This is a genomic window from Hoeflea sp. CAU 1731, assembly GCF_039888615.1.
Classification (GTDB): Bacteria; Pseudomonadota; Alphaproteobacteria; order Rhizobiales; family Rhizobiaceae; genus Flavimaribacter.
This window is the reverse complement of the sequence record NZ_JBDQQS010000006.1, coordinates 204,244-229,373: the sequence shown is the minus strand read 5'-3', so window position 1 is coordinate 229,373 and position 25,130 is coordinate 204,244. Positions and strand designations below refer to the sequence as shown.

Annotated in this window: 25 protein-coding genes; 11 read left to right on the top strand and 14 right to left on the bottom strand. The window is 60.0% G+C overall.

Annotated features, from left to right (window positions below):
* Positions 1-111 precede the first annotated feature (111 nt).
* The 4 genes from AAFN47_RS12180 to AAFN47_RS12165 are packed head-to-tail and all read left to right on the top strand — an operon-like array spanning position 112 to position 4,680.
* A complete protein-coding gene (locus AAFN47_RS12180) occupies positions 112-1,083 on the top strand; it encodes a BMP family protein (RefSeq protein WP_499809503.1) in 972 nt (323 codons plus the stop codon).
* A gap of 5 nt (positions 1,084-1,088) precedes the next feature.
* A complete protein-coding gene (locus tag AAFN47_RS12175) occupies positions 1,089-2,678 on the top strand; it encodes an ABC transporter ATP-binding protein (protein ID WP_499809502.1) in 1,590 nt (529 codons plus the stop codon).
* Complete coding sequence (locus AAFN47_RS12170; protein ID WP_499809501.1) at positions 2,675-3,769, top strand: ABC transporter permease; 1,095 nt, start codon at positions 2,675-2,677, stop codon at positions 3,767-3,769. The genes AAFN47_RS12175 and AAFN47_RS12170 overlap by 4 nt, the downstream gene beginning before the upstream one ends.
* Positions 3,766-4,680, top strand: coding sequence for an ABC transporter permease (locus tag AAFN47_RS12165; protein ID WP_499809500.1), 915 nt, complete (start codon positions 3,766-3,768; stop codon positions 4,678-4,680). Before AAFN47_RS12170 ends, AAFN47_RS12165 begins: the two co-directional genes overlap by 4 nt.
* 12 nt (positions 4,681-4,692) lie before the next feature.
* Here AAFN47_RS12165 and AAFN47_RS12160 read toward each other — a convergent pair whose 3' ends face one another.
* The 3 genes from AAFN47_RS12160 to AAFN47_RS12150 all read right to left on the bottom strand — a co-directional run bounded on the left by AAFN47_RS12160 (position 4,693) and on the right by AAFN47_RS12150 (position 7,382).
* Positions 4,693-5,961, bottom strand: coding sequence for a multidrug effflux MFS transporter (locus AAFN47_RS12160; protein WP_499809499.1), 1,269 nt, complete (start codon positions 5,959-5,961; stop codon positions 4,693-4,695).
* Positions 5,958-6,425, bottom strand: coding sequence for a MarR family winged helix-turn-helix transcriptional regulator (locus tag AAFN47_RS12155; RefSeq protein ID WP_499809498.1), 468 nt, complete (start codon positions 6,423-6,425; stop codon positions 5,958-5,960). Before AAFN47_RS12155 ends, AAFN47_RS12160 begins: the two co-directional genes overlap by 4 nt.
* Before the next feature lie 102 nt (positions 6,426-6,527).
* The gene (locus AAFN47_RS12150; RefSeq protein ID WP_499809497.1) at positions 6,528-7,382 is read right to left on the bottom strand and encodes an SDR family oxidoreductase; all 855 of its coding nucleotides are present in this window, start codon (positions 7,380-7,382) and stop codon (positions 6,528-6,530) included.
* An 87-nt stretch (positions 7,383-7,469) separates the two neighbouring features.
* Between AAFN47_RS12150 and AAFN47_RS12145 the strand changes: the two genes are divergently transcribed.
* A complete protein-coding gene (locus AAFN47_RS12145; protein WP_499809496.1) occupies positions 7,470-7,880 on the top strand; it encodes a winged helix-turn-helix transcriptional regulator in 411 nt (136 codons plus the stop codon).
* Between the two features lie 17 nt (positions 7,881-7,897).
* On the opposite strand, the gene AAFN47_RS12140 is transcribed toward AAFN47_RS12145, so the two are convergent.
* Entirely contained in the window at positions 7,898-8,857 is a 960-nt protein-coding gene (locus AAFN47_RS12140) for a GlxA family transcriptional regulator (RefSeq protein ID WP_499809495.1), read from the bottom strand.
* Between the two features lie 85 nt (positions 8,858-8,942).
* Between AAFN47_RS12140 and AAFN47_RS12135 the strand changes: the two genes are divergently transcribed.
* Genes AAFN47_RS12135 through gnd form a run of 6 tightly spaced genes read left to right on the top strand, consistent with a single transcriptional unit; the run spans position 8,943 to position 16,327 of the window.
* Positions 8,943-10,193 carry a sarcosine oxidase subunit beta family protein gene (locus AAFN47_RS12135; RefSeq protein WP_499809494.1) on the top strand — a complete coding sequence of 417 codons (1,251 nt, stop codon included), beginning with the start codon at positions 8,943-8,945 and terminating at the stop codon, positions 10,191-10,193.
* Positions 10,194-10,207: 14 nt separating this feature from the next.
* Positions 10,208-10,495 (top strand): sarcosine oxidase subunit delta, encoded by a 288-nt coding sequence (locus tag AAFN47_RS12130; protein WP_499809493.1) that lies wholly within the window; start codon positions 10,208-10,210, stop codon positions 10,493-10,495.
* Positions 10,492-13,443 carry a sarcosine oxidase subunit alpha family protein gene (locus tag AAFN47_RS12125; protein WP_499809492.1) on the top strand — a complete coding sequence of 984 codons (2,952 nt, stop codon included), beginning with the start codon at positions 10,492-10,494 and terminating at the stop codon, positions 13,441-13,443. Before AAFN47_RS12130 ends, AAFN47_RS12125 begins: the two co-directional genes overlap by 4 nt.
* Positions 13,436-13,999, top strand: a complete 564-nt coding sequence (locus AAFN47_RS12120) for a sarcosine oxidase subunit gamma (RefSeq protein WP_499809491.1) — start codon at positions 13,436-13,438, stop codon at positions 13,997-13,999. Before AAFN47_RS12125 ends, AAFN47_RS12120 begins: the two co-directional genes overlap by 8 nt.
* A gap of 55 nt (positions 14,000-14,054) precedes the next feature.
* Entirely contained in the window at positions 14,055-14,891 is an 837-nt protein-coding gene (locus AAFN47_RS12115; RefSeq protein ID WP_499809490.1) for a protein NO VEIN domain-containing protein, read from the top strand.
* 23 nt (positions 14,892-14,914) lie between these two features.
* Positions 14,915-16,327 (top strand): NADP-dependent phosphogluconate dehydrogenase, encoded by a 1,413-nt coding sequence (gnd, locus tag AAFN47_RS12110; RefSeq protein ID WP_499809489.1) that lies wholly within the window; start codon positions 14,915-14,917, stop codon positions 16,325-16,327.
* A 6-nt stretch (positions 16,328-16,333) separates the two neighbouring features.
* Here gnd and AAFN47_RS12105 read toward each other — a convergent pair whose 3' ends face one another.
* The 10 genes from AAFN47_RS12105 to AAFN47_RS12060 are packed head-to-tail and all read right to left on the bottom strand — an operon-like array spanning position 16,334 to position 25,129.
* Positions 16,334-17,521: a Gfo/Idh/MocA family protein gene (locus AAFN47_RS12105; RefSeq protein ID WP_499809488.1), complete on the bottom strand. Its 1,188-nt coding sequence runs from the start codon at positions 17,519-17,521 to the stop codon at positions 16,334-16,336.
* A 10-nt stretch (positions 17,522-17,531) separates the two neighbouring features.
* Complete coding sequence (locus AAFN47_RS12100; protein ID WP_499809487.1) at positions 17,532-18,587, bottom strand: sugar phosphate isomerase/epimerase family protein; 1,056 nt, start codon at positions 18,585-18,587, stop codon at positions 17,532-17,534.
* A gap of 22 nt (positions 18,588-18,609) precedes the next feature.
* On the bottom strand, positions 18,610-19,611 hold the full coding sequence (dhaK, locus tag AAFN47_RS12095; RefSeq protein ID WP_499809486.1) for a dihydroxyacetone kinase subunit DhaK: 1,002 nt from the start codon (positions 19,609-19,611) through the stop codon (positions 18,610-18,612).
* A 28-nt stretch (positions 19,612-19,639) separates the two neighbouring features.
* Entirely contained in the window at positions 19,640-20,053 is a 414-nt protein-coding gene (locus tag AAFN47_RS12090; RefSeq protein ID WP_499809485.1) for a hypothetical protein, read from the bottom strand.
* A gap of 10 nt (positions 20,054-20,063) precedes the next feature.
* On the bottom strand, positions 20,064-21,689 hold the full coding sequence (gene ptsP / locus AAFN47_RS12085) for a phosphoenolpyruvate--protein phosphotransferase (RefSeq protein WP_499809484.1): 1,626 nt from the start codon (positions 21,687-21,689) through the stop codon (positions 20,064-20,066).
* Positions 21,673-21,975, bottom strand: coding sequence for an HPr family phosphocarrier protein (locus tag AAFN47_RS12080; protein ID WP_499809483.1), 303 nt, complete (start codon positions 21,973-21,975; stop codon positions 21,673-21,675). Before AAFN47_RS12080 ends, ptsP begins: the two co-directional genes overlap by 17 nt.
* Before the next feature lie 21 nt (positions 21,976-21,996).
* Complete coding sequence (gene dhaM / locus AAFN47_RS12075; protein ID WP_499809482.1) at positions 21,997-22,383, bottom strand: dihydroxyacetone kinase phosphoryl donor subunit DhaM; 387 nt, start codon at positions 22,381-22,383, stop codon at positions 21,997-21,999.
* On the bottom strand, positions 22,380-23,012 hold the full coding sequence (gene dhaL / locus AAFN47_RS12070; protein WP_499809481.1) for a dihydroxyacetone kinase subunit DhaL: 633 nt from the start codon (positions 23,010-23,012) through the stop codon (positions 22,380-22,382). The genes dhaM and dhaL overlap by 4 nt, the downstream gene beginning before the upstream one ends.
* A 16-nt stretch (positions 23,013-23,028) precedes the next feature.
* The gene (locus AAFN47_RS12065) at positions 23,029-24,042 is read right to left on the bottom strand and encodes an ABC transporter ATP-binding protein (RefSeq protein WP_499809480.1); all 1,014 of its coding nucleotides are present in this window, start codon (positions 24,040-24,042) and stop codon (positions 23,029-23,031) included.
* Positions 24,035-25,129 carry an ABC transporter ATP-binding protein gene (locus tag AAFN47_RS12060; protein ID WP_499809479.1) on the bottom strand — a complete coding sequence of 365 codons (1,095 nt, stop codon included), beginning with the start codon at positions 25,127-25,129 and terminating at the stop codon, positions 24,035-24,037. The genes AAFN47_RS12065 and AAFN47_RS12060 overlap by 8 nt, the downstream gene beginning before the upstream one ends.
* Position 25,130 lies beyond the last annotated feature (1 nt).

The window sequence follows — 25,130 nt, the reverse complement described above, 5'->3', positions numbered from 1 at the left end:
CCAAACAGTTCCCTTACAATGCAACGGTTTCCCGGTATGGCACATGGATTGCATCGGCGAGGATCGAGGTTCGCAGAACGCCTCGAACGACTCCAAGAGAAAGGGACACAAATGTTCACCCGACGCTCAATCATAGCAAGCTTCGCAGCCGCGGCACTGATGGTCGGCAGCTGCGCCGCTGCGTTCGCCGCCGACCCGCTCAAGGTCGGAATTCTCATCCCGGGCTCCAAATCGGACAAGGGCTGGATGGAATCCGGATACAATGGTCTCGTCGCCGCGCAGGAAGAATATGGCGACAAGATCGAAGTCCAGATGATCGAAAACATCAACTACGCCGATATGGAGCAGGCCATCACGCAGCTTGCATCCGGAAACGATCTCGTTATCGGCGTTGGCGGACAGACCCAGGCCGCCCTGGTCAAGATCGCCCCGCGCTTCCCGGATGTGAAGTTCTCCATCGTCGGGGGCAACGCCGGCGTGGAAGTTCCGAATGTCGCCGGTTATGACGTCAAGCAGGCGGAAATCGCCTTTGTCGCCGGAGCGGCAGCCGCCATGCTCTCCGAAAACGGCGCCGTATCCTATGTCGGCGGCATGGAAATTCCGTCGATCGTCAACGCCGGCAAGGAGTTCGGCAATGGCGCGCGCTACATCAATCCCGACATCAAATATTTCGAAAACTACACCGGTGACTTCGACGACGTCGCAAAGTCCAAGGAAGCAACGCTCGCGGCCATCGCCCAGGGCGCCGATATCCACTATCACATCCTGAACCTCGGCCTGCGCGGCATGGAACAGGCAGCGACCGAAAAAGGCACGCATATCATCGGTTCCTACACCGACTATTGCGGCTCCGATCCGCTTTATCTCGCCTATTCGATCACCGGCGTCGGCTTCCAGGTTGAATACGCCATCGACGAAGCGGTCAAGGGAACCTGGGAAGCCGGTTACAAGCCCTTCGGTCTCGCCATGGGCCCTGAAGCCTCCGGCATCGCCGTCTGTGATCCGGCGCCTGGCATGATGGACAAACTCAACGCCATCATGGAAGATATCAAGTCTGGAAAGATCTCGGTGCTCGAAGGTTGAGACATATGAGCCAGGGCACGGCCGTGCAGGACGTGCCCACCCCCGCAGAAAAGACCGAACCGCAACCGCTACTGGCGCTCTCCGGAGTGGGCAAGCGGTTCGGTGAATTTTCAGCTCTCTCAGACATAGACATTGCCTTCAATGCGCATGAGGGGCATTGCCTGCTCGGCGAAAACGGAGCAGGCAAATCGACGCTTTGCAACCTGGTGTTCGGCATACATCAGCCCACATCGGGAGACATGCGGCTTGATGGCGCGCTCTATGCGCCAGCAAACCCGCGCGACGCCATGCGCCACGGCGTCGCTATGGTGCATCAGCATTTCAGCCTGATCAACGAACTTCCGGTTATCGACAATCTGCTGATCGGCAAGAAATTCGGACGCCTGAATCGAAAAGCCGAGGCTGAAAAGATAATGACGCTGGCGACGGAATTCGGTCTGGGCCTGGCCCCTTTCGAGATCGTTGGCGACCTGTCGGTCGGCCAGCGTCAGCGTATCGAAATCGTCAAGTGCCTGATGCAGCGTCCGCGCCTGCTTATCCTCGACGAACCGACTGCGGTGTTGCTGCCGGAAGAGATCAATTCACTGCTCGACGTCTGTCGCCGCGTCGCCGAAAGCGGCTGTGCAGTTGCCATGGTTACGCACAAACTCGCCGAGATCGCTCGCGTCGCGGACCGCGTCACCGTCTTGCGCGGCGGACGGGCCGTCGCCCATTCGGCGGATCCCTCTAATGACATGGACGTACTGGTTCGCGCCATGATCAGCCGCGAGGGCGAAGCCGGCGACAATCGCAATTTCGGCGTCAGCGCGCTTCCGCCGCGCAAGCTGGCGCCGCATCGCGGTCCACTGCCCGAGGCCATGCAGATCGACAATCTTTCCTTTGTTGACGAGATCGGCGTCAAACGTCTTGACAGCGTCACGCTGACAATCGCGGAAGGCGAAATTGTCGGCGTCGCCGGTGTGGAAGGAAACGGACAGAGCGAGCTTGGATCCATCCTGGCAGGACTGTCCCATGCGACGAGCGGCCGATGGTTTGCGGCGGGTCATGAATTGACGACAGCGAAACCGCGCCAGATTACGGCGGCGGGCGTGGGCGTCATTCCTGAAGATCGGCATCTGGTTGCGTCAATCGGACAGTTGTCGCTCGCCGACAATCTGCAGCTTGGTCGCATGCAGGGATTTGCCCGATACGGCCTTATCGACCGCAAGCGCCAACGCGAAGAAGCGCGCACGCTGATGCAGCGTTTCGACGTACGCGCGCCCGACAGCCAATCGGCATTCTCGACGCTTTCCGGAGGCAACCAGCAGAAGGCGGTGCTCGCGCGTGAACTGACGACGTCGAATTTGCGCTTCCTTCTGGCAGCGCATCCGACGCGCGGACTGGATATCGGCGCTATCGAAGCTGTCTACACGTATATTCGACAGGCCGCCGACCAGGAAACCGGCGTTCTGCTGATTTCCTCAGAGCTGGATGAATTGCTCGCCGTCGCCGACCGCATCGTCGTTTTCTACCGCGGCCGCATCATCGGAGAGCGGGCAGCCAAAATCGACAACAGGGATGACATTGGTTCGCTGATGTCCGGAAAGACGCCATGACGGATATCCCGTATCAATTGCCGGGCATTCCGTCCGCAGCCTACAGTGACATTCTCGGGAGGATAGCCATCCCGGTGATTGCAGTTGTCGCCGCGTTCCTGGTCGGTCTTGTCGCGGTCATGGCCATGGGCGTGCCGCTCGATCGGGCGGTTTCGGCGTTCATCAATGGCGCTTTCGGTTCGGCCTATTCGATTTCCGCCTCGCTCAACCGGTCTATTTCGCTCGCGCTTGTCGGGATCGGTTTCGTCATCGCCGCCCGCGCAGGGCTGACGAATGTCGGCGGCGAAGGTCAGATCGCAATGGGCGGCGTATTCGCCACGGCGTTGTGTCTGGCTCCAGGCATAGCGGAATTGCCGTTTGGCTTGTCCTTCATCATTCCGCTTGTCGGAGGAGCGATTGCAGGCGGCGTCTGGGGCGCGATCGCCGGTTTTCTCAAGGTGCGCGCCGGCGCCAACGAGGTCATCACGACCTTACTTTTGTCTTTCATCGCGATCTGGCTGCTTTACTGGTCTGTCCAGTCTGAAAATCTGCTGCGTCAGCCCATGACGTCATCCGCAACGCTGCCGGAATCCCTTTCCATTCCCGCATCCACCCAAGTTCCCCTGCTGACCGGCTCATACACCTCGCCTGTCACCTGGGGTTTGCCGCTGACGATTGTGATCGCGATTGCCGCGGCGATCATTCTCTCCCGCTCCGTCTTCGGCTTCAATCTGAAGGCCATCGGCTTCAATCCGGTCGCAGCCGCCCGCGCAGGCATTGCGGTCGGCGCAGGCGTCGTCACCGCATTGTTCGTCGCAGGCGCGCTTGGTGGTCTTGCCGGCGCTCTGATGCTGCAAGGCGAGCAATACTCGCTGAAAGCCGGCTTCTCCTCGAATTACGGTTTCGACGGACTTGTCGTCGGCCTGCTCGCTCGGAACTCGATTACGGGCGTTATCGCTGGCGCAGTGCTCTTTGGCTTCATGCGCTCGGGCGGCATCTCCATGGAAATGATGGCCTCGGTGCCCTCCGCCCTCGTCGGCATTATCCAGGGCCTGATCGTGGTGTCGATCGCTGGAGCAGCCTATTTTCTCGACCGGAGGTCCGCGCGATGACAATGGAATTGTTCGTGGTTTTCCTGGCCTCTTCCGTCCGACTTGCCATCCCGCTGCTCTTTGCCGCAACGGGCGAGTATGTCAGTGAACGGGCCGGCATCGTCAATATGAGCGTCGAAGGAATGATGCTGACAGGCGCCTTCGGAGGCGCGCTCGGTACGGCGATGACCGGCTCTCCCTATTTCGGATTGCTCTTCGCTGTCGTTATTGTTCTTCCGGTCGCGCTGCTGCAAAGCGTTTTGACGAACACGCTGCGCGCCAACCAGGTCGTAACGGGAATCGGAATCAATATCCTGGTTCTGGGGCTGACAACGCTTGGCTACAGACAGTTTTTCGGGAACCGTTCCCGCGAAATGATCACCGGTTTCAATGCGTGGTCTCCTCCGTTTCTGGGAGACCTGCCAGTGATCGGACCGATATTTCATCAGGCTGGTCTCGCCTATCTGGCCGTCGCCATCATCATTGCCCTGGCCTGGTTCATGTCCCGCACTGGCGCGGGCGTCGCGTTGCGGGCCGCCGGCGAGGATCCGCACGCCGTGGCGATCTCCGGGGTTCCGGTGATCACCCTGAGGCACGGGGCCGTACTTTTTACAGGCCTGATGGCGGCGCTGGGCGGCGCTTTCCTGTCGATTGCGGAAATTCATACATTCACGGAAGGCATGACCCGGGGAGCCGGTTATCTGGCGATTGTGGCCGTGATTTTCGGCAACTGGAAAATTTGGCGTATTGTCCTTGCCTGTCTGCTTTTCGGCGCGGCGACGGCGTTGCAGTTCCAATTGCCGGCGATTGGCGTCCAATTGCCGAATGCGCTGCTTATCATGATGCCCTATCTGCTGGCGCTGCTCGCGGTCGCGGGGCTCGTCGGACGGCAGATCGCGCCGCGTGCCCTTGCGCAACCATTCTGGAAATAAGACCGGACGCCTTCAGTCCGGCATCTGGGTGCGGCCGACAGGCAGACTTGCCATGACGTCCGTGCGTGGTTCGAGTTCAGCAAGGTGCGGGTGCCGCCGATAGACTAGGTAGGACACGCAGGACACAAGCCCGAGAACCGGAATCAGCGTCGCCATGGCAATCGCGGGATTGGCGAAAAGACCGCCGATTGTTCCCATGACAAGACCGGTTCCCATCTGCAGAAAACCCATCAGTGACGCCGCCGCTCCGGCAATGCGGGGAAACGGCGCAAGCGCCGCTGTCGTCATGGCCGGCATCACGAAGGCTATGCCCGCGGAGTAGACGCCTATGGGAAGGATCACCCGGAGATAACTGGGCTCGACAAAGAACAGCGCCATGCTGGCGATGCTGCCCAGAAAAATGAAAACAAGACCCGGCAACACCAGGCTATATGCGCTGTAACGTCCGATCAGATGACGAACGATCAGTGAGCCGATGAAGAAGCAGCCGGTCTGCAGCAGCATGCCGAGCCCGTATTCGGTGGGCGACATGCCGACCTGACCCATGAGTATGAATGGCAGGAAGGTCATCATAGTGTAGACTGCGCCGATTGCGCCCGCCAGCGTCATCGTCGTCGCCATGAAATGCGCGTTGGTCATCAATTGCCGGTAGGAACCCAGGAGAGTCGCCACATTGAATCGTGATCTGTCGGCGATAACCGTTTCCTTGAGCGAAAAGGCCGTGACCAAAACCACCGCCACGCCCATGAGCGCCATGAAGAAGAAGATCGAGCGCCAGCCGAATAATTGCAGCATCGCGCCGCCAAGGGTCGGTGCGAAGGCCGGCCCCACAGCCAGAATGATGCCGATCAGGTTCATGATGCGTGCGGACGTGTCTCCGCGATAAAGATCACGAACAATCGCCCGTGATATCGCTATACCGGCGGAAGCGCCAATGCCCTGAACGAACCGTGCAGCGATCAACACCTCGATCGTTGGCGCGACAAGCGCAACGAGCGTGGCGAGCAGAAAAATGCCCATGAATACGAAGGTGACGGGTTTCCTGCCGAGCGCGTCAGAGATCGGACCTGCGATGAGCTGCGCCGTGGCGAAGCCGCCAAAATAGATGGTCATGGTCAGATTGACCATCGCCTGGGTAGTGTTCAGCGCGTCGATGATCTGCGTCATCGCCGGTGTATAGAGCGCCAAAGTCACCGGGCCGATGGCGACAAAGAGTGCGCCGATGAAACTGACCTTGCGCTCACTCATCACAGGCGCAAATGTGCGGCCGGTGGCGTTCATTGCGCCATTTCCTTTACCTGCTGCCGCACTGCCGCAAGATTTCCGCGTACGGCGAGAGCTGTCTTGCGGAAGAGTTCCCATTCCTCGGCGGGAATGGCGCCGCGCGCGGCGAGCCGCACCGCTTCGCCGATGTCTTCCAACTTGCTCATGATCGGAAACGCATCGTCAGTCAGCGACACGAATTTGGCGCGGCGGTCTTCCGGGTCGGCGACGCGTTCCAGCAAGCCTGCGCCCTCAAGCCGGTCGATGAAGGTCGTGATGCTCATGCGGGCGATGCCAAGCCGATAAGCGAGCAGATGCTGGCGGATCGGCTGACATCGCGCAACATGAGCAAGAACACGCGCCTCGGCTGGTGTCACGCCAAGACCCGCCTCAGCCACGCGCTGTTCGAATTCGCCGCGCATCAGCCGCGAAATGTCGAACAGCAAAAAGGAAATGTTCTCGGGATCGATACCGCGTTTCAAGGGACCAACTTTTTGTATGGTAAACTGATAGTAAGTCTATCTTACTTATAGGCGCCGTCAACTCCCTCGTTCTGCAAGCCACACCTGCAAAATTAGCGAACCTCAGTTCTGCATTGCGACTGCGACGCTTTCCGCAAGCGTCGTCGATGACCTGCCAATCAGATCCTGCAGGTCGTGACTTTTCGTGAAGAGCGCGCCGCTGGCCGCCCCGGATTCCGAGTTTGCGAGCACAGCCGCAAAGGGCGCCGGAATTCCAGCCTTCACGAGAGCGTCGCAATAAGCCGCCTCGGGGATGTTCACGTAAGGTATTGTCTTGTTGGCATGGGCGGAGATCTCCGCTGCAAGCTCAGACAGAGTATAGCCCCGCGCGCCCGCAAGCTCATAAACTTTTCCCGCCTGCCTCTCCTTCAGAAGGACAGCGGCGTCAGCCTCCGCATAGTCTTGCCGGGTCGCGAACGAAAAGCGACCATCGCCAGCGCAACCATAGACCGCGCCGTTTTCAACGGCAGCGGGGATCGCGCCCATATAGTTTTCAGTATACCAGCCATGACGCAGCAGAGCATAAGGAACGCCTGTTTCCTTGAGATAGGCTTCCGTTTCGCGGTGCTCGTCTGCAAGGGCGAGTGGAGAACCATCGGCGTCGAGAATACTCGTATAGGCGATCAGCTTGACGCCGGCGGCTTTCGCAGCGTCAATAACCGCCTTGTGTTGCCGGGTTCTTTGACCAACCTCGCTTGAGGATATCAGCAAAAGGCGCTCCACGCCCTCCAGCGACGCCGCCAGGGTTTCCGGTGCGTCGTAGTCAGCTTTGCGGACGACCACGCCTTTTTCGTTGAATTCCGCCACCTTGGCCGGATCCCGAACAAGCGCAGCTATCCTGGTTTCTGTTTTGGACTTCAACAACGCTTCGACGACCAGCCGTCCCAGTTGTCCGCTCGCTCCGGTTACTGCAATCATGATCATGTCTCCATACTTGAAAGGGTGATGAAGACGATTTAGGTATCTACTAACTAAAAGTAAGTACGCACAAAAAGGTTAGTGTAAATGTCTGCGAAACACCGTACGGAAACACCCGTCACGGGCAGCCTGGCGGAAGGCCTGCGCCGCGGCGTTGTGTTCTCTGGGCAATGCCCGTCACGCGACATCCTCAACCATGTCGTCTCACGCTGGGGCGTCCTCGCTCTGGTGGCGCTGCTGGACGGAACGCTGCGCTTCAGCCAGCTGCGCAGGCGCATTGGCGGCGTCAGCGAAAAGATGCTTGCGCAAACGCTTCAGAACCTGGAAGGCGACGGCTTTGTGCTACGCAATTCGCTGCCCGTCGTTCCACCGCATGTTGAATACAGCCTCACGCCATCCGGCGTGGAGGTGGCGAAACGCGTGGAATCGCTTGTCGACTGGATTGAGGAAAACGTGTCGTCGATCGTAGCCCACCGCGCCAGTCAGGCGGCGGAGTAGGTCCGCCAGTTCAACCGTCAAGAGACGGGACGGCGGCGCGCCGCCGAAGGTGAAACGCCATACAGCGACTTGAATGATTGCGAGAAGTGCGCCGATCCGGCAAAGCCGGTGGCGAGTGCGATTTCCGTTACCGTCAGTGTTGATTGTCGAAGCAGATCCTGCGCCGCCTCCAGCCGCAAGTCGCGATAGAAGTTCATGGTCGGACGTCCGAGTTTTTCACGAAACAGACGGTTGAGATGGCGCTGACCGACTCTGGCGATGGCCGACAACTGCTCCAGCGTCAGCGGATCCGAGATGTGGCTTTCCATGGCCTCAATCGCCTCTATAACCGGTTCGCTCGTCGTGCCGTAACGTTCGGTCAGACCGGCGCGCTGCGGATCGAAGGAACGACGCGTTTCCGTGTGAAGCAGCCAGTCGCTGACAGCGCGAGCAAAACCCGCCCCGTGACGGTCGCTGAGAAAGGCGTGCATCATGTCGAGAGGCGCGGTTCCCCCGGCGCACGTCATGCGATCCTTTTCCACCACATAAAGCGTCCGTTCCACGATCACAGACGGAACGGCCTCGGACAGCGGGGCGGCGTGTTCCCAGTGAACCGTCATCCGGCGGCCATTCATGATTCCGGATTTTGCAAGGATGACCGGCCCACCTGAAACGCCGCCGACGATGATTGGGCGCCGGGCGACGCGCCGCAACCAGCGAAAAGTCCGCCTGTTGTCATATCGCATGGGATCGCCGCCCGCCACGACAAGCACCATGTCCAGATCTGGCGTATCGTCAAAGCCCATAGTCTGGCCGACCATAACACCGGCGGAACTCGACGCTGGCGAAAGTCCGATGTGGTCGATCCGGTAGAGCTCCGCACCTGCCTTGAGGTTCGCCACGCGCAGCGGTTCGAGCGCCGATGCGTATGACATCAGGGCAAAGCCGTCGATAAGCAAAAAGCCGACGCGAAAAGGCTCCCGATTTTCTATAGCCATGTCCATTTTCTGAATAAAATTGTCTCTTTGAAACAAGTCAAGTGAGGCCGAACGCAAGACGATGCAGCCAGATGGAGATGGCGCCATGCACTATTCGGGATTGAAGGTTTTCCTGGAAGGTCTGACCGGTAACCGCGGCTGGAAACCGGTCTGGCGTGATCCCGATCCGAAACAGGAATACGACGTCGTGATCGTTGGCGGCGGCGGACACGGTCTTTCGACCGCATATTACCTGGCAAAGGAGTTCGGCGTATGCAATGTCGCGGTTCTCGATAAGGGATGGCTGGGATCCGGCAATATCGGCCGCAACACAACGATCATTCGGTCGAATTATCTTCTGCCAGGCAATGAGCATTTCTACGAACTTTCGATGAAGCTTTGGGAAGGCCTGGAGCAGGACTTCAACTACAACGCCATGGTCTCGCAGCGCAGCGTCATCAATCTCTACCATTCGGACAGCCAGCGCGACGCCTATGCGCGCCGCGGCAATGCGATGCGGCTTGCCGGCGTCGACGCCGATCTCCTCGACTGGAAACAGTTGCGGCGCATTTGCCCGTTCCTGGACTTCGAGAATGCGCGTTTTCCGATCCAGGGCGGCCTGAGGCAGAAGCGCGGCGGCACGGCCCGGCATGACGCAGTCGCCTGGGGCTATGCGCGCGGCGCCGACAGTCGCGGAGTAGATCTGATCCAGAACTGCGAGGTCACCGGATTCCGGATCGACGCCGGCGTGTGCACCGGGGTCGAGACGACGCGCGGCGTGATCGGCGCGAAAAAGATCGCCGTCTGCGTCGCAGGATCATCAAGTCGCGTCATGGCGCTCGCCGGCATGCGCCTGCCGATCGAAAGCCACGTTCTCCAGGCCTTCGTCACTGAAGGCCTCAAGCCGGTTATCCCCGGCGTACTCACCTACGGCGCCGGACATTTCTATGTCTCCCAGTCCGACAAGGGAGGTCTGGTCTTCGGCGGTGATCTCGACGGCTACAACACCTACGCCCAGCGGGGTAATCTGCCTACTGTGGAGCACGTATGCGAGGGCGGCATGGCGATGATGCCGATGATCGGCCGGGCGCGCCTGCTCAGAAGCTGGGGCGGCGTGATGGACATGTCCATGGACGGCTCACCTTTCATCGACAAGACAGGCGTCGACGGTCTCTATTTCAATGGGGGCTGGTGTTATGGCGGGTTCAAGGCGACCCCTGCGTCCGGCTATTGCTACGCCCATCTCATCGCCCGCGACGAACCGCATCCCACGGCGGCGCAAATGCGCCTCGACCGGTCAATCTGCGGGCGCATGCTCGACGAGACGGGCCGCGGCCCGCAACCCAATCTTCACTGAGATCGCGTCAGACCATGATCATCAATCACCCCCTGCTTGGCCCGCGCGACGCGTCCGAATTCTCCTATCTGGGGGACGCATCGCTGATCGATCGCCCGGACCCTGAGGCGGAAGACGCAGTGAAAGAGTTTCACGACTATGTCTATCTGCGCGACAATCCCGCCGGCGAACATCGCGAGCTGTGGTTTCACGAGCACGGCGACCGCTCCTGGCTGGTGGTGACGCGCAATACGCTCACCCACGAAATCACCCGGGTGGAACTGGCCAAGGACGTGGCGATAGCCAGAGGGCGCCGCCGATGACGCAGGCTTTCCGGCTCGCTAAAGGTGGTCTGATCGACAGATCGCAAACGCTCGAATTCCGCTTCGACGGCGCCGCCTATGGCGGACACGGCGGCGACACACTGGCGTCGGCGCTGCTTGCCAACGGCGTGCGCATGGTCGGCCGCTCCTTCAAGTATCACCGGCCTCGCGGCGTCTTCTCGGCCGGCTCCGAAGAGCCCAACGCGCTCGTCGAACTTCGTCGGGGCGTACGACAGGAGCCGAATACGCGCGCGACCATGGCGGAACTTTTTGGCGGGCTTGACGCGCGCAGCCAGAATTATCGCGGCACGCTCAAATGCGATCTTTTGGCGGTCAACGACCTGTTCTCGCCATTCCTCTCGGCCGGATTCTACTACAAGACTTTCATGTGGCCGAAATCCTTCTGGGAGAAGCTCTACGAGCCTGCCATCAGGGCCGCCGCGGGGCTGGGCCGATTGTCGCGCGAGCCCGATCCAGACGCTTACGACAAGGGGTATCTGCATTGCGATATCCTGATTATCGGCGCCGGCCCGAGCGGTCTTGCGGCAGCGTTGACCGCTGGACGCGCGGGCGTGCGGGTGATCCTTGCGGATGAAGATTTCCGCGTCGGCGGACGGTTGAACGCGGAAACGCTAGGCGTCAATGGCATGGCGGGCAGTGAATGGGCCGACGCGGCGTACGCCGAACTCGCCGCAATGGACAATGTGCGCGTCATGACGCGGACAACTGTCTTTGGCGCCTATGATCACGGGATCTACGGCGCAATCGAACGCCAGACAGATCACCTGCCACACAGCAGTGGCAAACCACGACAAGTTCTCTGGCGTATCTACACGAGACGCGCAATCGTATGCGCCGGCGCCACGGAGCGGTCGATCGCCTTTCCCGACAACGACCGGCCAGGCGTGATGCTTGCCGGCGGCGTCCGCGCCTATGCAAACCGTTTTGCCGTCGGATCCGGCGGATCCGTAGCGATTTTCACCAACAATGACACGGGATGGCGCACGGCTTCCGACCTCTCGGCCAAAGGCATTTCAATCGCTGCGATCATCGACACCCGCGAGATCTCACCGCTTGCAGCGCCGCGGGGAGCCGCCGTCGTCATGGGGGGACGCGTCACCGGAACCAAAGGTCGACACGGCGTTCGCTCTGTCACTCTCGCGGGCGGGCAAACGATAGAATGCGACTGTTTGGCCGTTTCCGGCGGCTGGAGCCCGAACGTGCATTTGACGTGCCATCAGCGCGGCCGTCCGCAATGGAACGAGAACATCGCCGCCTTCACGCCGGGAGGCGACATGCCTGTCGGCATGCGCGTCGCCGGTGCAGTGAACGGGATTTTCTCCCTCCAAAACTGCCTTGCTGACGGCCGCGAAACCGCGGTTGAGATCCTTGAAAATTTTGGCCTCAATCCACCGGCCAATGACGCACAGACAGCCGATGAGGAAGCAGCGTCAATCTCGGCCTTCTGGCATGTGCGGGACCGCAAGGGTCGCGCATTTGTCGATCTGCAGAATGACGTGACGGTGAAGGATATCCGCCTGTCTCACCAGGAAGGCTTCCGATCTGTCGAGCATCTCAAGCGCTATACGACGCTGGGCATGGCGACGGATCAGGGACGCACCGCCAACGTGCTTGGCCTCGCCATCCTGGCGCAGGCGTCCGGCAAGTCCATTCCTGAAACCGGGACGACCATCTTCCGCCCACCTTACACGCCGGTCGCAATCGGCGCGATCGCAGGGCGCAGCCGCGGCAAGGAATTCCGTCCGGTCCGCAAGACGCCCGGCCATCGCTGGGCCGAGGAAAACGGCGCCGACTTTGTCGAATCCGGTTTGTGGATGCGCGCGCAATGGTTCGCCCGCGAAGGCGAAACGCACTGGCGTCAGAGCTGCGACCGGGAAGTCTTGCAAACAAGATCCTCGGTCGGCATTTGCGACGTGACCACGCTTGGCAAGATCGATATCCAGGGCCGTGACGCCGTCGAGTTCGTCAATCGCGTCTACAGCAACGGCTTTGCAAAACTGCCGGTCGGCAAGTGCCGCTACGGACTGATGCTGCGCGAGGACGGCCTCGTCATGGATGACGGCACAACGGCGCGGCTCGGCGAAAAACACTTCGTCATGACGACGACAACCGCCAATGCGGCGCCTATCTTCAAACATCTCGAATTCTGCCGCCAGTGCCTTTGGCCGGGTCTCGACGTGCACCTGATCTCTGTGACGGAACAATGGGCGCAAGCAGCCGTTGCGGGGCCCCATGCGCGCAAGCTTCTGGAAAAACTCGTCGACCCTGACCATGACATTTCCAACGACGCCTTCCCGTTCATGGCCTGCGGAAAAATCTCCGTCTGCGGAGGCGTTCCCGCCCGTCTCTTCCGGATTTCGTTCTCCGGCGAACTCGCCTATGAGATCGCTGTTCCGGCGCGCTACGGAAATTCCCTCATGGATGCGTTGATGAAGGCCGGCGAGGAGTTCGGAACAACGCCATACGGCGTTGAGGCGCTGAACGTCATGCGGATCGAAAAGGGTCATGCCACCGGCAACGAACTGAATGGACAGACATCTGCGCGCGATCTCGGTCTTGGCCGCATGATGTCCGACAGGAAAGACTATATCGGCCGCGTACTCTCGCAGCGCGAGCACCTCGTTCGGGAAAACGGTCTGAAACTTGTCGGCTTCAAGCCGGTGGACGAAAAACAGGAGTTGAAGGCCGGCGCACACTTCATAGCTAAAGGCAAAGAGATGACCACGGAAAACGACGAGGGCTGGATGACTTCCGTCGCATGGTCTCCCAACCTGCAGACATCCATCGGTCTCGGCTTCATTGAAAGCGGCGACAGCCGCATGGGCGAAACCGTGATCGCCGCCGACCCCTTGCGCGAAAGGTCGATTGAAGTCGAGATTGTCTCGCCGTATTTCGTCGATCCGGAAGGGGAGCGGCTCCGTGGCTGAATTCGACCTTATTCCGGAATCGCCCCTCAACGGCCTTCGACGGACATTTGAACACATCGCCGTCGAGGAAGTCTCCGGTCGCGCCGTCGTTTCGGTCGCCTTTTCCGACCGGGCCGGCCTCGAACAGGCAATGCGGACAAATCTGGATCTGACTCTTCCCTTTGTCGGGAACACGGCCAGGGTAGAAACAAGGGATCTCCTGGTTCTCAGCCTGCAATCCGACCAGATCTTCGTGCTGTTCCCGCAGACCGGTTATCGGCCGGATCTCGAGATTGCGGAAATTGCAGGCGATCATGGTTGCGTCACGGATCAATCGGACGGCTGGGCGCTCTTGCGCGTCTCCGGCCCCCGATCCCGCGCGGCGCTCGAGCGGATCTGCATGCTCGACCTGCATCAGGACATATTCACCGTCGGCGCCGTCGCCCGCACCGTGATGGAACATCTCGGCGTGATCATTCACCGTGACGATGAGCATTCCTTCCTGCTGATGTCGGCGCGTTCATCCGCCGGATCCTTCGCCCACTCGGTCGTGACTAGCGCGGAGAATGTGAGTTGAATTTATTGTAGGACACCAAGACAAATAATGTCATTCTGGTCCTAGGTGTGGACTGATGGCAAACGAAGACATATCAGGAAAAGACTGGAATGATTGGGAGATCGATCTGATCGTCGCAGATTACTTTGCGATGCTCCATCTCGAACTCGCTGGCCAGTCTTACGTCAAGTCAAAGCGTAACGAAGCGCTTCAGAAATTGATCGGTCGTTCCAAAGGTTCGATCGAATTCAAACACCAGAATATCAGCGCCGTCCTAGATACGTTGGGTAAGCCACAAATAAAAGGTTACAAACCGAGGTATAATTTTCAGGGAGCCCTCATTGACGGTGTCGAAAGGTACCTTGATCAAAACACAGAGTATTTTCTCAATACTTATATCGACAAGCACGCTTTTGAAGAGGGAGAAGCACTGTACTACGATCCTCCTCCTAATCTGACGCAACACGAGACGCCGCGCGCCCTTTCCCGACTGATAAGGAAATTCGATCCTGCTGTTCGTGATAGCAAAAACAGGGAATTGGGACTGAAAGGTGAGGAGCACGTGTTTTTGTCGGAGCAAGCCAGGCTCCGAGCGCTTGATCGATCTGACTTGGCCAGAAAAATGCAATGGGTCTCGCAAGAGCTGGGAGATGGCGCCGGTTATGACATCCTTTCCTTCGATGCTCGTAATGGCGAGAAACGATTTCTGGAGGTCAAAACGACCATGGGAGGCAACAAAACTCCCTTCTTCATTTCGAGCAACGAGAAATTGTTTTGCGAGGAAAATCCAAATCGGTCCAGAATCGTCAGATTATTTGATTTTGCAAGCAAACCAAGAGCATTTGAGATAGCACCTCCGCTAGAGAACAGCCTCATTCTCAATCCTGCAAATTATAAAGCCTCATTTGATTGAACCATACAGAGGAAACACAAATCGTGAGCAACGAGACGCCGGCCGAAATCGGCTTGATCGGGCTGGGAACAATGGGGGCCGCCCTCTCCCTGAATATCGCTGAAAAGGGCTTCGGCGTGGCGGTCTTCAACCGCACGGTCGCGACTACGCATGCTTTTCACCAAAACGCCGGCGAACTCGCAGCAAAAATCGTTCCTTGCGATACTCTCGAAAGCCTTGTCGCGTCGATCCGGCCACCCCGCGCGATAATCCTGATGGTGCCAGCCGGCGACCCGGTGGACCAGCAGATCGCCGCCTTGCGCCCGTTGCTTGCCGATGACGATCTGATCATCGACGCCGGCAACGCCAATTTCCACGATACCAACAGACGCGTCGCCGAGGCTGAGGCTGAGAACCATCCTTTTCTCGGCATCGGCGTCTCCGGCGGCGAGGAAGGCGCCCGTCACGGGCCGGCGATCATGGGCGGCGGTTCGCAGGCTTCCTGGCGGCGCGTTGCACCGATCCTTGAAGCAATCTCCGCCAAATACGAAGGCGCGCCTTGCGCCACCTGGCTTGGCGAAGCCGGCACCGGACACTTCGTCAAGACCGTCCACAACGGTATCGAATATGCGGACATGCAGATGATCGCCGAAATCTATGGCGTCATGCGCGATGGAATGGCGATGCAGTCGGCCGACATCGCGGATGTATTCACGCGCTGGAACGAAGGGCCGCTGCAATCCTATCTGATTGAAATCTCGGGAGAGGTCTCCCGCGCCGTCGATCCGGAAACGGGCAAGCCCCTGCTCGATATAATTCTCGACAAGGCCGGCCAGAAGGGCACGGGCCGCTGGACGGCGATCGAGGCGCAGCATCTCGGCGCGCCGATCCCGTCCATCGAAGCAGCGGTCGCGACCCGCAATATTTCGGCCCGGATCGCCGCGCGAGAGATCGGCGGCGACATTTATGGCGAGCCATCCCACGACGCGGGAACATTCTATCTCGATCTTCTTGAGCGCGCGCTGATCGCCGGCAAGATTCTGTGCTATGCACAGGGCTTCGATCTCCTGAAAGCCGCCAGCGACAGCTTTGACTGGAACCTGTCATTGCCCGATGTCGCGCGGGTCTGGCGCGCAGGCTGCATCATTCGGTCCTCGATGCTCAACGACATGGCGTCCGCCTTTACCGAAGAGCCCGATACGAACCTGATGTTCGCGTCGCGCTTCGTCCCGCTTTTGAAAAAGAATGAGGAGTCGCTGCGGTCGCTTGTCGCGAAAGCCGCAGCGGCGGCGCTGCCGGTCCCGGCGCTCTCCTCCGCGCTTTCCTATTTCGACATGATGCGGATGAAGCGCGGCACGGCCAACATGATCCAGGCGCAGCGGGATTTTTTCGGACTGCATTCCTTCGAACGCATTGATCGCGAAGGCAGCTTCCACGGCCCTTGGGCGGGGTCGTGAAGCCGGTCAGACCTTGACCCAGACGCCGTTCTTCTTCGATGACTTCACACACGCCTCAATGAAGCGCATGCCCAGGACGCCGTCCTCAACCGTCGGGAAGACTACGTCCTTGGGAACCTTGCCCTTCTTGCGACGCAGGGCCCGGATCGCGATCGCCGCTTCGCTGTAGATATTGGCGAAGCCTTCCAGATACCCTTCCGGATGGCCTGGCGGGACGCGCGTCATCCGCCCGGCCGCCGGTCCTGAACCCGCTCCGCCGCGCGTAATCAACTGCTTCGGCTTACCGAAGGGCGTATACCAGAGATAGTTCGGATCGGCCTGCGTCCACTCGAGGCCGCCTTTCGTCCCGTAAATCCGCAATTTCAGCCCGTTCTCGTTTCCAGGCGCCACCTGGCTGCACCAGACCATGCCCTTTGCGGGCTTCTCTTTCCCCTTTGCCTTGAATCGCAGCATGATGTGGGCGTTATCGTCGAGCGGGCGCCCCTCGACGAAACTGTCGAGATCGGCTGCAAGACTGTCCGTTTCGAGGCCGGAAACAAAACTGGCGAGATTCCAGGCATGGGTGCCAATATCGCCGATCGAGCCGCCGTCGCCCGATTGTTTGGGATCGGTGCGCCACACGGCCTGCTTGGCGCCGGTGTCTTCCACCTTCTCGGTCAGCCAGTCCTGCGGATATTCTGCATGAACAAGACGGATATCGCCTAGCACGCCCTTTTCCACCATTTCACGGGCCTGACGGATCATCGGATAGCCGGTGTAATTGTGGGTGAGGACGAACAGTTTACCGGTCTTGTCCACCAGTTTGGCGAGTTTCTTTGCGTCGGCCAGATTCGACGTCAGCGGCTTGTCGCAAATCACGTGGATACCAGCGTCAAGAAACGCTTTCGCGGCCGGATAGTGAACGTGATTAGGCGTGACGATCGACACTGCCTCGATACCGTCCTCGCGCGCTGCTTCCGCTTTCGCCATTTCCGCGAAATTGCCATAGGAGCGCTCCGGGTCGATGCCGAGTTCGGCGGCCGACGCCGCCGCCCGATCGGGATCGGAAGACAAAGCTCCCGCCACCAGTTCGTAGTGGCCGTCGATACGTGAAGCTATGCGATGAACGGCGCCGATAAATGCGCCTTGCCCGCCACCCACCATGCCGAGGCGAATGGGACTCGCTTCACTTGTTGTTTTGGCAGCACTGACCATGTCGTCCCCCCTAAATACCCAGCATCTTGCGGATTTGCGCCTGATCGGTCTCGCCGCCGGCAAAATCGTCGAACGCCTTTTCCGTCACGCGGATGATGTGGTCGGCGATGAAAGGAGCGCCTTCGGCAGCGCCTTGCTCGGGATGCTTGAGGCAGCATTCCCATTCAAGAACCGCCCAACTGTCGTAATCGTACTGGGCGAGCTTTGAAAAGATACCGGAGAAATCCACCTGACCGTCGCCCAGCGACCGGAAGCGGCCAGCCCGCCCGACCCAGCCCTGATAGCCGGAATAGACGCCCTGCCGGCCATCCGGATTAAACTCCGCGTCCTTGACGTGGAAGGCGGAAATCCGCTCGTGATAGATGTCGATGAAAGCCAGATAGTCGAGTTGCTGCAGCAGGAAATGCGATGGGTCGTAGTTGATCGTGCAACGCTTGTGCCCATCGAGCGCATCGAGGAACATCTCGAAGGTCGCGCCGTCAAATACGTCTTCGCCCGGGTGGATTTCATACCCGACATCGACTCCATTCTCATCGTAGACGTCGAGGATCGGTTTCCACCGACGCGCGAGTTCGGCGAAAGCCTCCTCGATCAGCCCGGCGGGCCGTTGCGGCCATGGATAGAGATAGGGAAACGCCAACGCGCCGGTAAAGGAAACGGAAACGTCCAGGCCAAGATTGCGAGAGGCTTTCGCGGCATGCTGCATCTGCTTGACCGCCCATTGCTGGCGCGCGGCTGGATTGTTGTGAACGGCTTCCGGCGCAAAGGCGTCGAACGCGCTGTCATAGGCAGGATGCACGGCGACCAGTTGCCCCTGCAGATGCGTTGAAAGCTCCGTAATTTCCACACCTGCATCGTCACAGACGCCTTTCACTTCGTCGCAATAATCCGTCGAAGAAGCAGCCTTTTCCAGATCGAAGAGTCGACCGTCCCAGGTCGGAATCTGTACGCCCTTGTAACCCAGAGAGGCGGCCCATTTTGCTATCGCCGGAAGCGAATTGAACGGCGCCGCATCGTCCGCGAACTGGGCCAGGAATAGCGCCGGCCCCTTGATATTCGTTGCCATGTATTTCCTCCTCGTTTGCTGCTCATATCCCCATGCGAAACGCCGCGGTATGGACCGGCGCATTCCACAGTGTGAGCATCTCCTCCTCAAGTGCCGTCACAGTGACGGAACAGCCGGCCATGTCAAGGGATGTCACAAAGGAACCGGTCAGCGAGCGCGCTATATTCACACCCTGTTTTTCAAGCACCTTCCGCGCGCTGTTGTGCATGAGATAAAGCTCCATCAGGGGCGTGGCGCCGAAGCCGTTGACGAACAACAGAACAGGCTTGCTTTTGGCCGCTCCCATTTCCCTGACGATGCCTTCGCAGATTTCTTCGGCGATCTCGTCGGCCGAAACAAGCTTTCCGCGACGCCGACCGGGCTCCCCGTGAATGCCGACTCCGAATTCCATTTCGTCTTCGCCGATGTCGAAAGTGGGTTTTCCCGCTGCCGGCACAGTGCAGCTTGTCAGCGCCACGCCAAAGGAACGTGTATTGGCGTTGACCCGTTTTCCGAGTTCCTGCAGCGCCTCGAGATCCATCCCGCTTTCAGCCGCGGCGCCGACGATTTTCTCGACCACCAGCGTGCCGGCGACCCCGCGACGTCCGGTCGTATAGGTCGAATCCTCAACCGCCATGTCGTCATTTGTGACAACCTGAAGAACCTTCGCGCCGCCCATTTCGGAAGCCATTTCCGCCGCCATATCGAAGTTCATGACATCGCCTTCATAGTTCTTGACGATGAAAAGACAGCCCGCGCCAGTATCAACGTCCTGCACGGCTTCCACCATCTGGTCGGGCGTGGGCGACGTGAAGACCTCACCGGGACAGGCGGCGTCCAGCATGCCCTGGCCGACAAAGCCGGCATGCAAAGGCTCATGTCCGGATCCGCCGCCAGAGATCAGCGCGACCTTGCCCTCTTTTAGTTCCTTGCGGCGAACGAACTTGCCAGAGGGCGCAAGCGCGACGATGTCCGCGTGGGCTGCAACGAAGCCAGCCAGGCTCTCCTGCAACGCCGTTGACGGATCGTTGATGAACTTTTTCATGATTTCCTCCCCGGGGGTGAATTGCGTCTCAGTCGTCCTTCCGGCTGGCAAGGGCCGCCATCCTGTGTGCGAACTCCGTGATCGCCTGATCGAATAGTCTGTTCTGTTCTTCATCGCCGAAGTCCGGCGCCAGAATAGATAAATGACGCAACCGCTTGCCGTGGCCCGCCCTTTTCAACCGGCCAGGATGCGCCTTGTTGTATACGTCCAGAAACTGCTGCTGCTCGGCCGCCCCCATATGGCAGACCGAAAAAATCGTCGCGAGATGTCGGGCCGGGAGCGGCGTGGCGTAGGAGGCGCTGGTGATCTGCGTCACGAAACTGCGATTCTTGCCGAGCGCGTCTGCAAGCCGTTGCCGCGTTCCCGAAGGACGCCGGTCGATGAGCGCGCCCAACAAGGTCTTGTAATCCCGGATTGCGTCTTCCGTATCGCTCGCCACCAAAAGTCCCCGTTCACGCCGTATGCCGCAAGCCCGGCGCCGGTTCCGCCTTGCGCCATTCGCGTACGACTTCCTTGACCAATCCGATGCGGGACGCCGCGACCGAGAGCTTGCGCAATCCGGTCTGTAGAAGCAAGGGGACAAGACGGGTGTCGCTGGCCGCGTCGCCGCACAGGCTCACCTCCCGATCCTGCGCACGCGCGGCTTCAACAATATTCTCGATCAGAGCAAGGACAGACGGGTCCGCCGGGTCCGCAAGTTCGGACAGATCCGCATTGTCGCGCGAGACAGCAAGCACATACTGGGTCAAGTCATTGGAACCAATCGAGAAGAATGCAGCCCTTGCAAAACGCGCCGGCAGGACAGCGACGGAAGGGACTTCCACCATGATGCCGATTTCCGGCATGGCGTGATCGACGCCCTCTTCCGCCAGCAGACGCGCTTCCTCCTCAAAAAGAGCGATGGCGCGGTCGATCTCCATCGGAACGGACACCATCGGCAACATCACCTTGAGCTTGCCAAAGCCCGCCGCACGCAGTAGCGCCCTTATCTGCTGGCGAAAAACCGCCGTTCGCTGCAACGACAGGCGAATGCCGCGCACACCGAGAAATGAATTGTCTTCCACGACGCTATAGCCTTCAATCGGCTTGTCGCCCCCGATGTCGGCCGTGCGAATGATGACCGGTTTGCCGCCAGCCCATTCCAGCACCTTGCGATAGGCCGCGTATTGTTCGTCTTCGTCCGGCAGACCGTGGTCGCCGCCGAACAGGAATTCTGTCCGCATCAATCCGACGCCGTCGACCGTCGCGGCATCAATCGCGTCGACCTCGGAGGGATCGGCGATGTTGACGAAGATGTCCACCCTTTCGCCATCCGCGGTAAGGGCCGGCTGGACCGCATTGCGATCGGCGTCGCGGATGGTCTTGAGATAGCGCTCATGCGCTGCCTGAAATTCGGCGCGCTCATTGGCGTCCGGATCGGCGATCAACATAGCCTCTTCTGCATCGAGCAGAGCGCTGGCGCCATCTTCCAGCCCCACGGCTCCGATGCCGATGATTGACGGAACGCCAGCGGCCCGCGCCAGCATTGCCACATGGCTGGTCGCGCTGCCCCGTCGCAGCGCAATACCGCCTCCCCGCCAGTCGTGCGAAAGAAAGGCCGAGGGCGTCAGGTCATCGCCGACATAGATCGATCCTGCAGGGACGACGGCCTCGCCAGCGCCGGTAAGCGCTCCCAGAACCCGGTCGCGTATATCCGTCAGGTCGGCCGATCGCGCTTTGAAATATTCATCGTCGGAGGCGAGATAACCCGCGATTTCCTCGTCCAGCGCGTCACGCCAGGCGCTATCGGCCTGGACGCCCTCCCCGATCTTGCCGCTGGCCACCTCGAAAAACGTGTCGTCAGCGAGCATGGCGAGCTGGAATTCCAGGATGTCGACGGCGTCGCCCTCCGCGTTGTCGACAAGGGTCTGCAATCCGCTGATCGCCATGGCGATCGCCGTCTTCAGGGCCTCGATCTCGCCCTCAGCCGATGAAGCCGGAACATATTCGCTGTCGCCCGGATCCCGCGCCAGATGGATGCGTCCTTTGGCGTATCCGGGGCTCGCCGGACGCCCCTTGACGCTAGCCGAGACTGGCATCGCTGTGCGCCTCGTCGAAATCCCGTTCGACAAGGCCTTTCAGTGCAGCCAGAGCTTCCAGACTTGTTTCGCCGTTCGCCCTCATCAACAGGCGCGTTCCCTCCGGCGCGCGCGCCGCCATCACCTTGACGATACTCTTGGCGTCGATCCAGGGACCATCAGGACTTGTGGCTATCTCAATGACGCAGGGGAAAGTCTTGGCAAGCTTGGTGAACTTGACCGAAGGCCGTGCATGCAGCCCGACCTTGTGGGTAATGATGACTTCCTCTGTGGCTTCGCCGTTCAACTCAGGCTTCCTTCTTCACGTTCACAGGGGCGACAGTTCTTCGGCCGTCGCGACCACTGTTGCGAGCGATGAACCGCCCGCGGCTTCCGTCGCCGCCATCACCGCGCCCTCGACAATCGGCGCATTGCAGATCCTGATCTTGGCCGAGCGCGGTTCGCCAATAACCTCCATGGCCATTTCCGAATTGGATTCGGCGCCGCCCAGATCCACGAGGACGGCGACGCCGGCGTCAGACCAGACCGATTCCATGGCGTCGATGATGGCTTGCACACTGGTGCCTAACCCGCCATCGGGATCGCCGCCACACCATGCAAGCCGCACCTCGTCGCCGACCATCTGGCGCACCATCTGTGTGGTGCCTTCAGCCACCAGGGGTGAGTGGGAAACAATGACGATACTGACATTCATGCCGCATGTTCCTTTGCGTTTATCCATGCGGCGACCGTGTTGATCAACAGACTGCAGGAACAAGATCCCGGGTCCATGTGACCAATTGACCGCTCACCCAGAAAGGACGCCCGGCCGCGTTTGGCTTCCATCGGGACTGTCGCTTCGGCCGCCTCGGTCGCAACCGTCGCTATCTCCTGGGCGCCCTTGCCGGCGGCAATTGCGTCACCCACCGGATAGAGCACATCCAGCATGGTTTTCTGACCGACCGACGACTTGCCGCGAGCAGCGACCGCGTCGACCGCGTTTTTGAAGGCGCCAGCGAAATCACTTCGATCGAAATCCTCCGGGAGCGATTTTCCAAGCGTCATGAACAGCGTTCCGAACAGCGGCCCGGAAGCCCCGCCAACCGACATGACGAGCTTCATGCCGGCCGCGCTCAGCGCCTGTGGCGCCGGCTTGTCGCAAATGGCGTCGGCGTCCGCCGCGATCGCTTCAAAGCCGCGTTTCATGTTGATTCCGTGATCGCCGTCGCCGATCGCCTGGTCGAGCGCCGTCAGGTGCTCGGCATTGTCCGCGATCGCCGCCTGCATGGCCCCAATCAGGGCCTTCATGTCCTCGCTCGTCAGTCGCGTCATCGGCTTGCTCATGTCAAAGCTCTTTCGGTCATGTGATCCGGTGACCGTTTTCGTCGAAAAACAACGGATTCTTCAGGCTCAGGCTAATCGTGTCGCCCGGATTGATGCCGGCGTAGGGATCGGCCAGGGTAATGATTTTTTCGCCGTCCGAACTGATATGGAGATGGTTCTGGTCGCCCAGATGTTCGATCCAGTCAACCCTGGCGTTGGCGTCGTTCGTCGCGGATGGCCGGATTTCGAGATGCTCGGTGCGTGCTCCGATCGTTCGCGCGTCGCCTGGAACGCTCTCGCAGGGCAGCAGTCCCGGCTTCAGCAGATTGATATGTGGATGCCCAAGACGGGCGGCCACATGCAGATTGACGGGATCCGTATAGATTTCACGCGGCGTGCCGATCTGCAGCAACTTGCCCTCGGCGAGGATGCCGATCCGGTCCGCCATCGTCATCGCCTCGACCTGGTCGTGAGTCACGTAAAGAAGCGTCGCACCGATCTCGTTCTGAATGCGCTTGAGCTCCACCCGCAGTTCGGCGCGCAGCTTTGCGTCGAGCGAGGAAAGCGGCTCATCCATGAGAAAGATCGACGGTTCGCGCACCAGCGCCCGGCCGATCGCCACTCTCTGCATTTCACCGCCGGAAAGCGCCGTGGAACGATTGGCAAGCTTGTGATCGATGCGCACCATGGCCGCGACCTTGTTGACGCGGGCGGCGATCTCGTCCTTGGGCATACGACGCGCCGGTGACTTGAGCGGGAAAGCGAGGTTCTCGAATACCGTCAGATGCGGATAGAGCGAGTATTGTTGGAACACGAAAGCCACGTCGCGTTCCGACGGCGCGCGATCACTGACGTCTTCGCCGCCAATGACGACCCGTCCACCATCCGGCTTTTCCAGACCGGCGATCAGTCGAAGCGTCGTCGTCTTTCCGGCGCCGGTCGGACCGAGAAGCACGACGAACTCGCCGTCAGCAATAACCAGGTCGACATGGTCCACGGCGACGGCGTCGCCGAAACGTCTGGTTACGGATTCAAGCCGAACTTCAGCCATGGGCGGGCCCCGCTGCTCGCGTCCGGACAGACCGTCCCGTTTCCTTGACAAACACCGACAGACGATCGCTGTCGAGTTCAAGGCCGACGTTCTGCCCGTGTGAAAAGGCGCGATCGGCCGGCACACGCGCCTTGACTATCCCGTCCACCGTGGCGATCGACACAATCTGGTTGGTGCCCAGGTATTCCGTCTCGTAGACCGAGCCGCGCAGGCCGCCTTCGTCACGCAGACGGATATGTTCGGGACGAACGCCGAGCGCCATTTCGCCAGGCGCCACGTCCTCGGCAAGGTCCGGCAGGCGAATATTGACGTGATCGATGGCGATCTCGTTGCCGCCCTTCTTCAGTCCGCTGTTGAAGCCGATGAAATTCATCGGCGGCGACCCGATGAAATCCGCCACATACATCGACGCCGGGCGATCGTAGATTTCCTGGGGCGGACCGAACTGCTCGATAACGCCATGGTTCATGACAGCGATCTTGTCGGCCATGGCCATCGCCTCGAGTTGGTCGTGCGTCACATAGATCGTGGTGGCGCTGATACGATTGTGGAGCTCGCGCAACTCCCGGATCATGATGCTGCGGAATTCCGCGTCAAGCGTGCCCAGCGGCTCATCCATCAGAAAGCACTTCGGCCGTCGAACAATCGCGCGGCCTAGCGCGACGCGCTGCCTGTCGCCTCCGGCGAGACCCGACACCGGGCGATCCAGAATGTGGTCTATGCGCAGCAGTTTCGCCGTTTCCTCGACTCTTGTCCGCATCTCGGCGCGACTCATGCCCTGGGACTTCAGCGGAAATCCGATATTCTTGCGCACATTCATATGCGGGTAGAGCGCGAAGAGCTGAAAGACGAATGCGATGTCGCGTTCGCGCGCCCGATTGAAGGTCACATCCTCGCCGTCGAGCAGAATCTTGCCGTCTGTCGGCAATTCTAGACCCGCAATCATGCGCAGCGTCGTGGTCTTGCCGCAACCAGATGGGCCGAGCAACGCCAGGAATTCACCATCCTCGACAACAAAACTCGACGCCTGGACGGCGACGAAATCGCCGAAGACCTTGCGAACGTTTTCAACGCGGATCTCCGACATG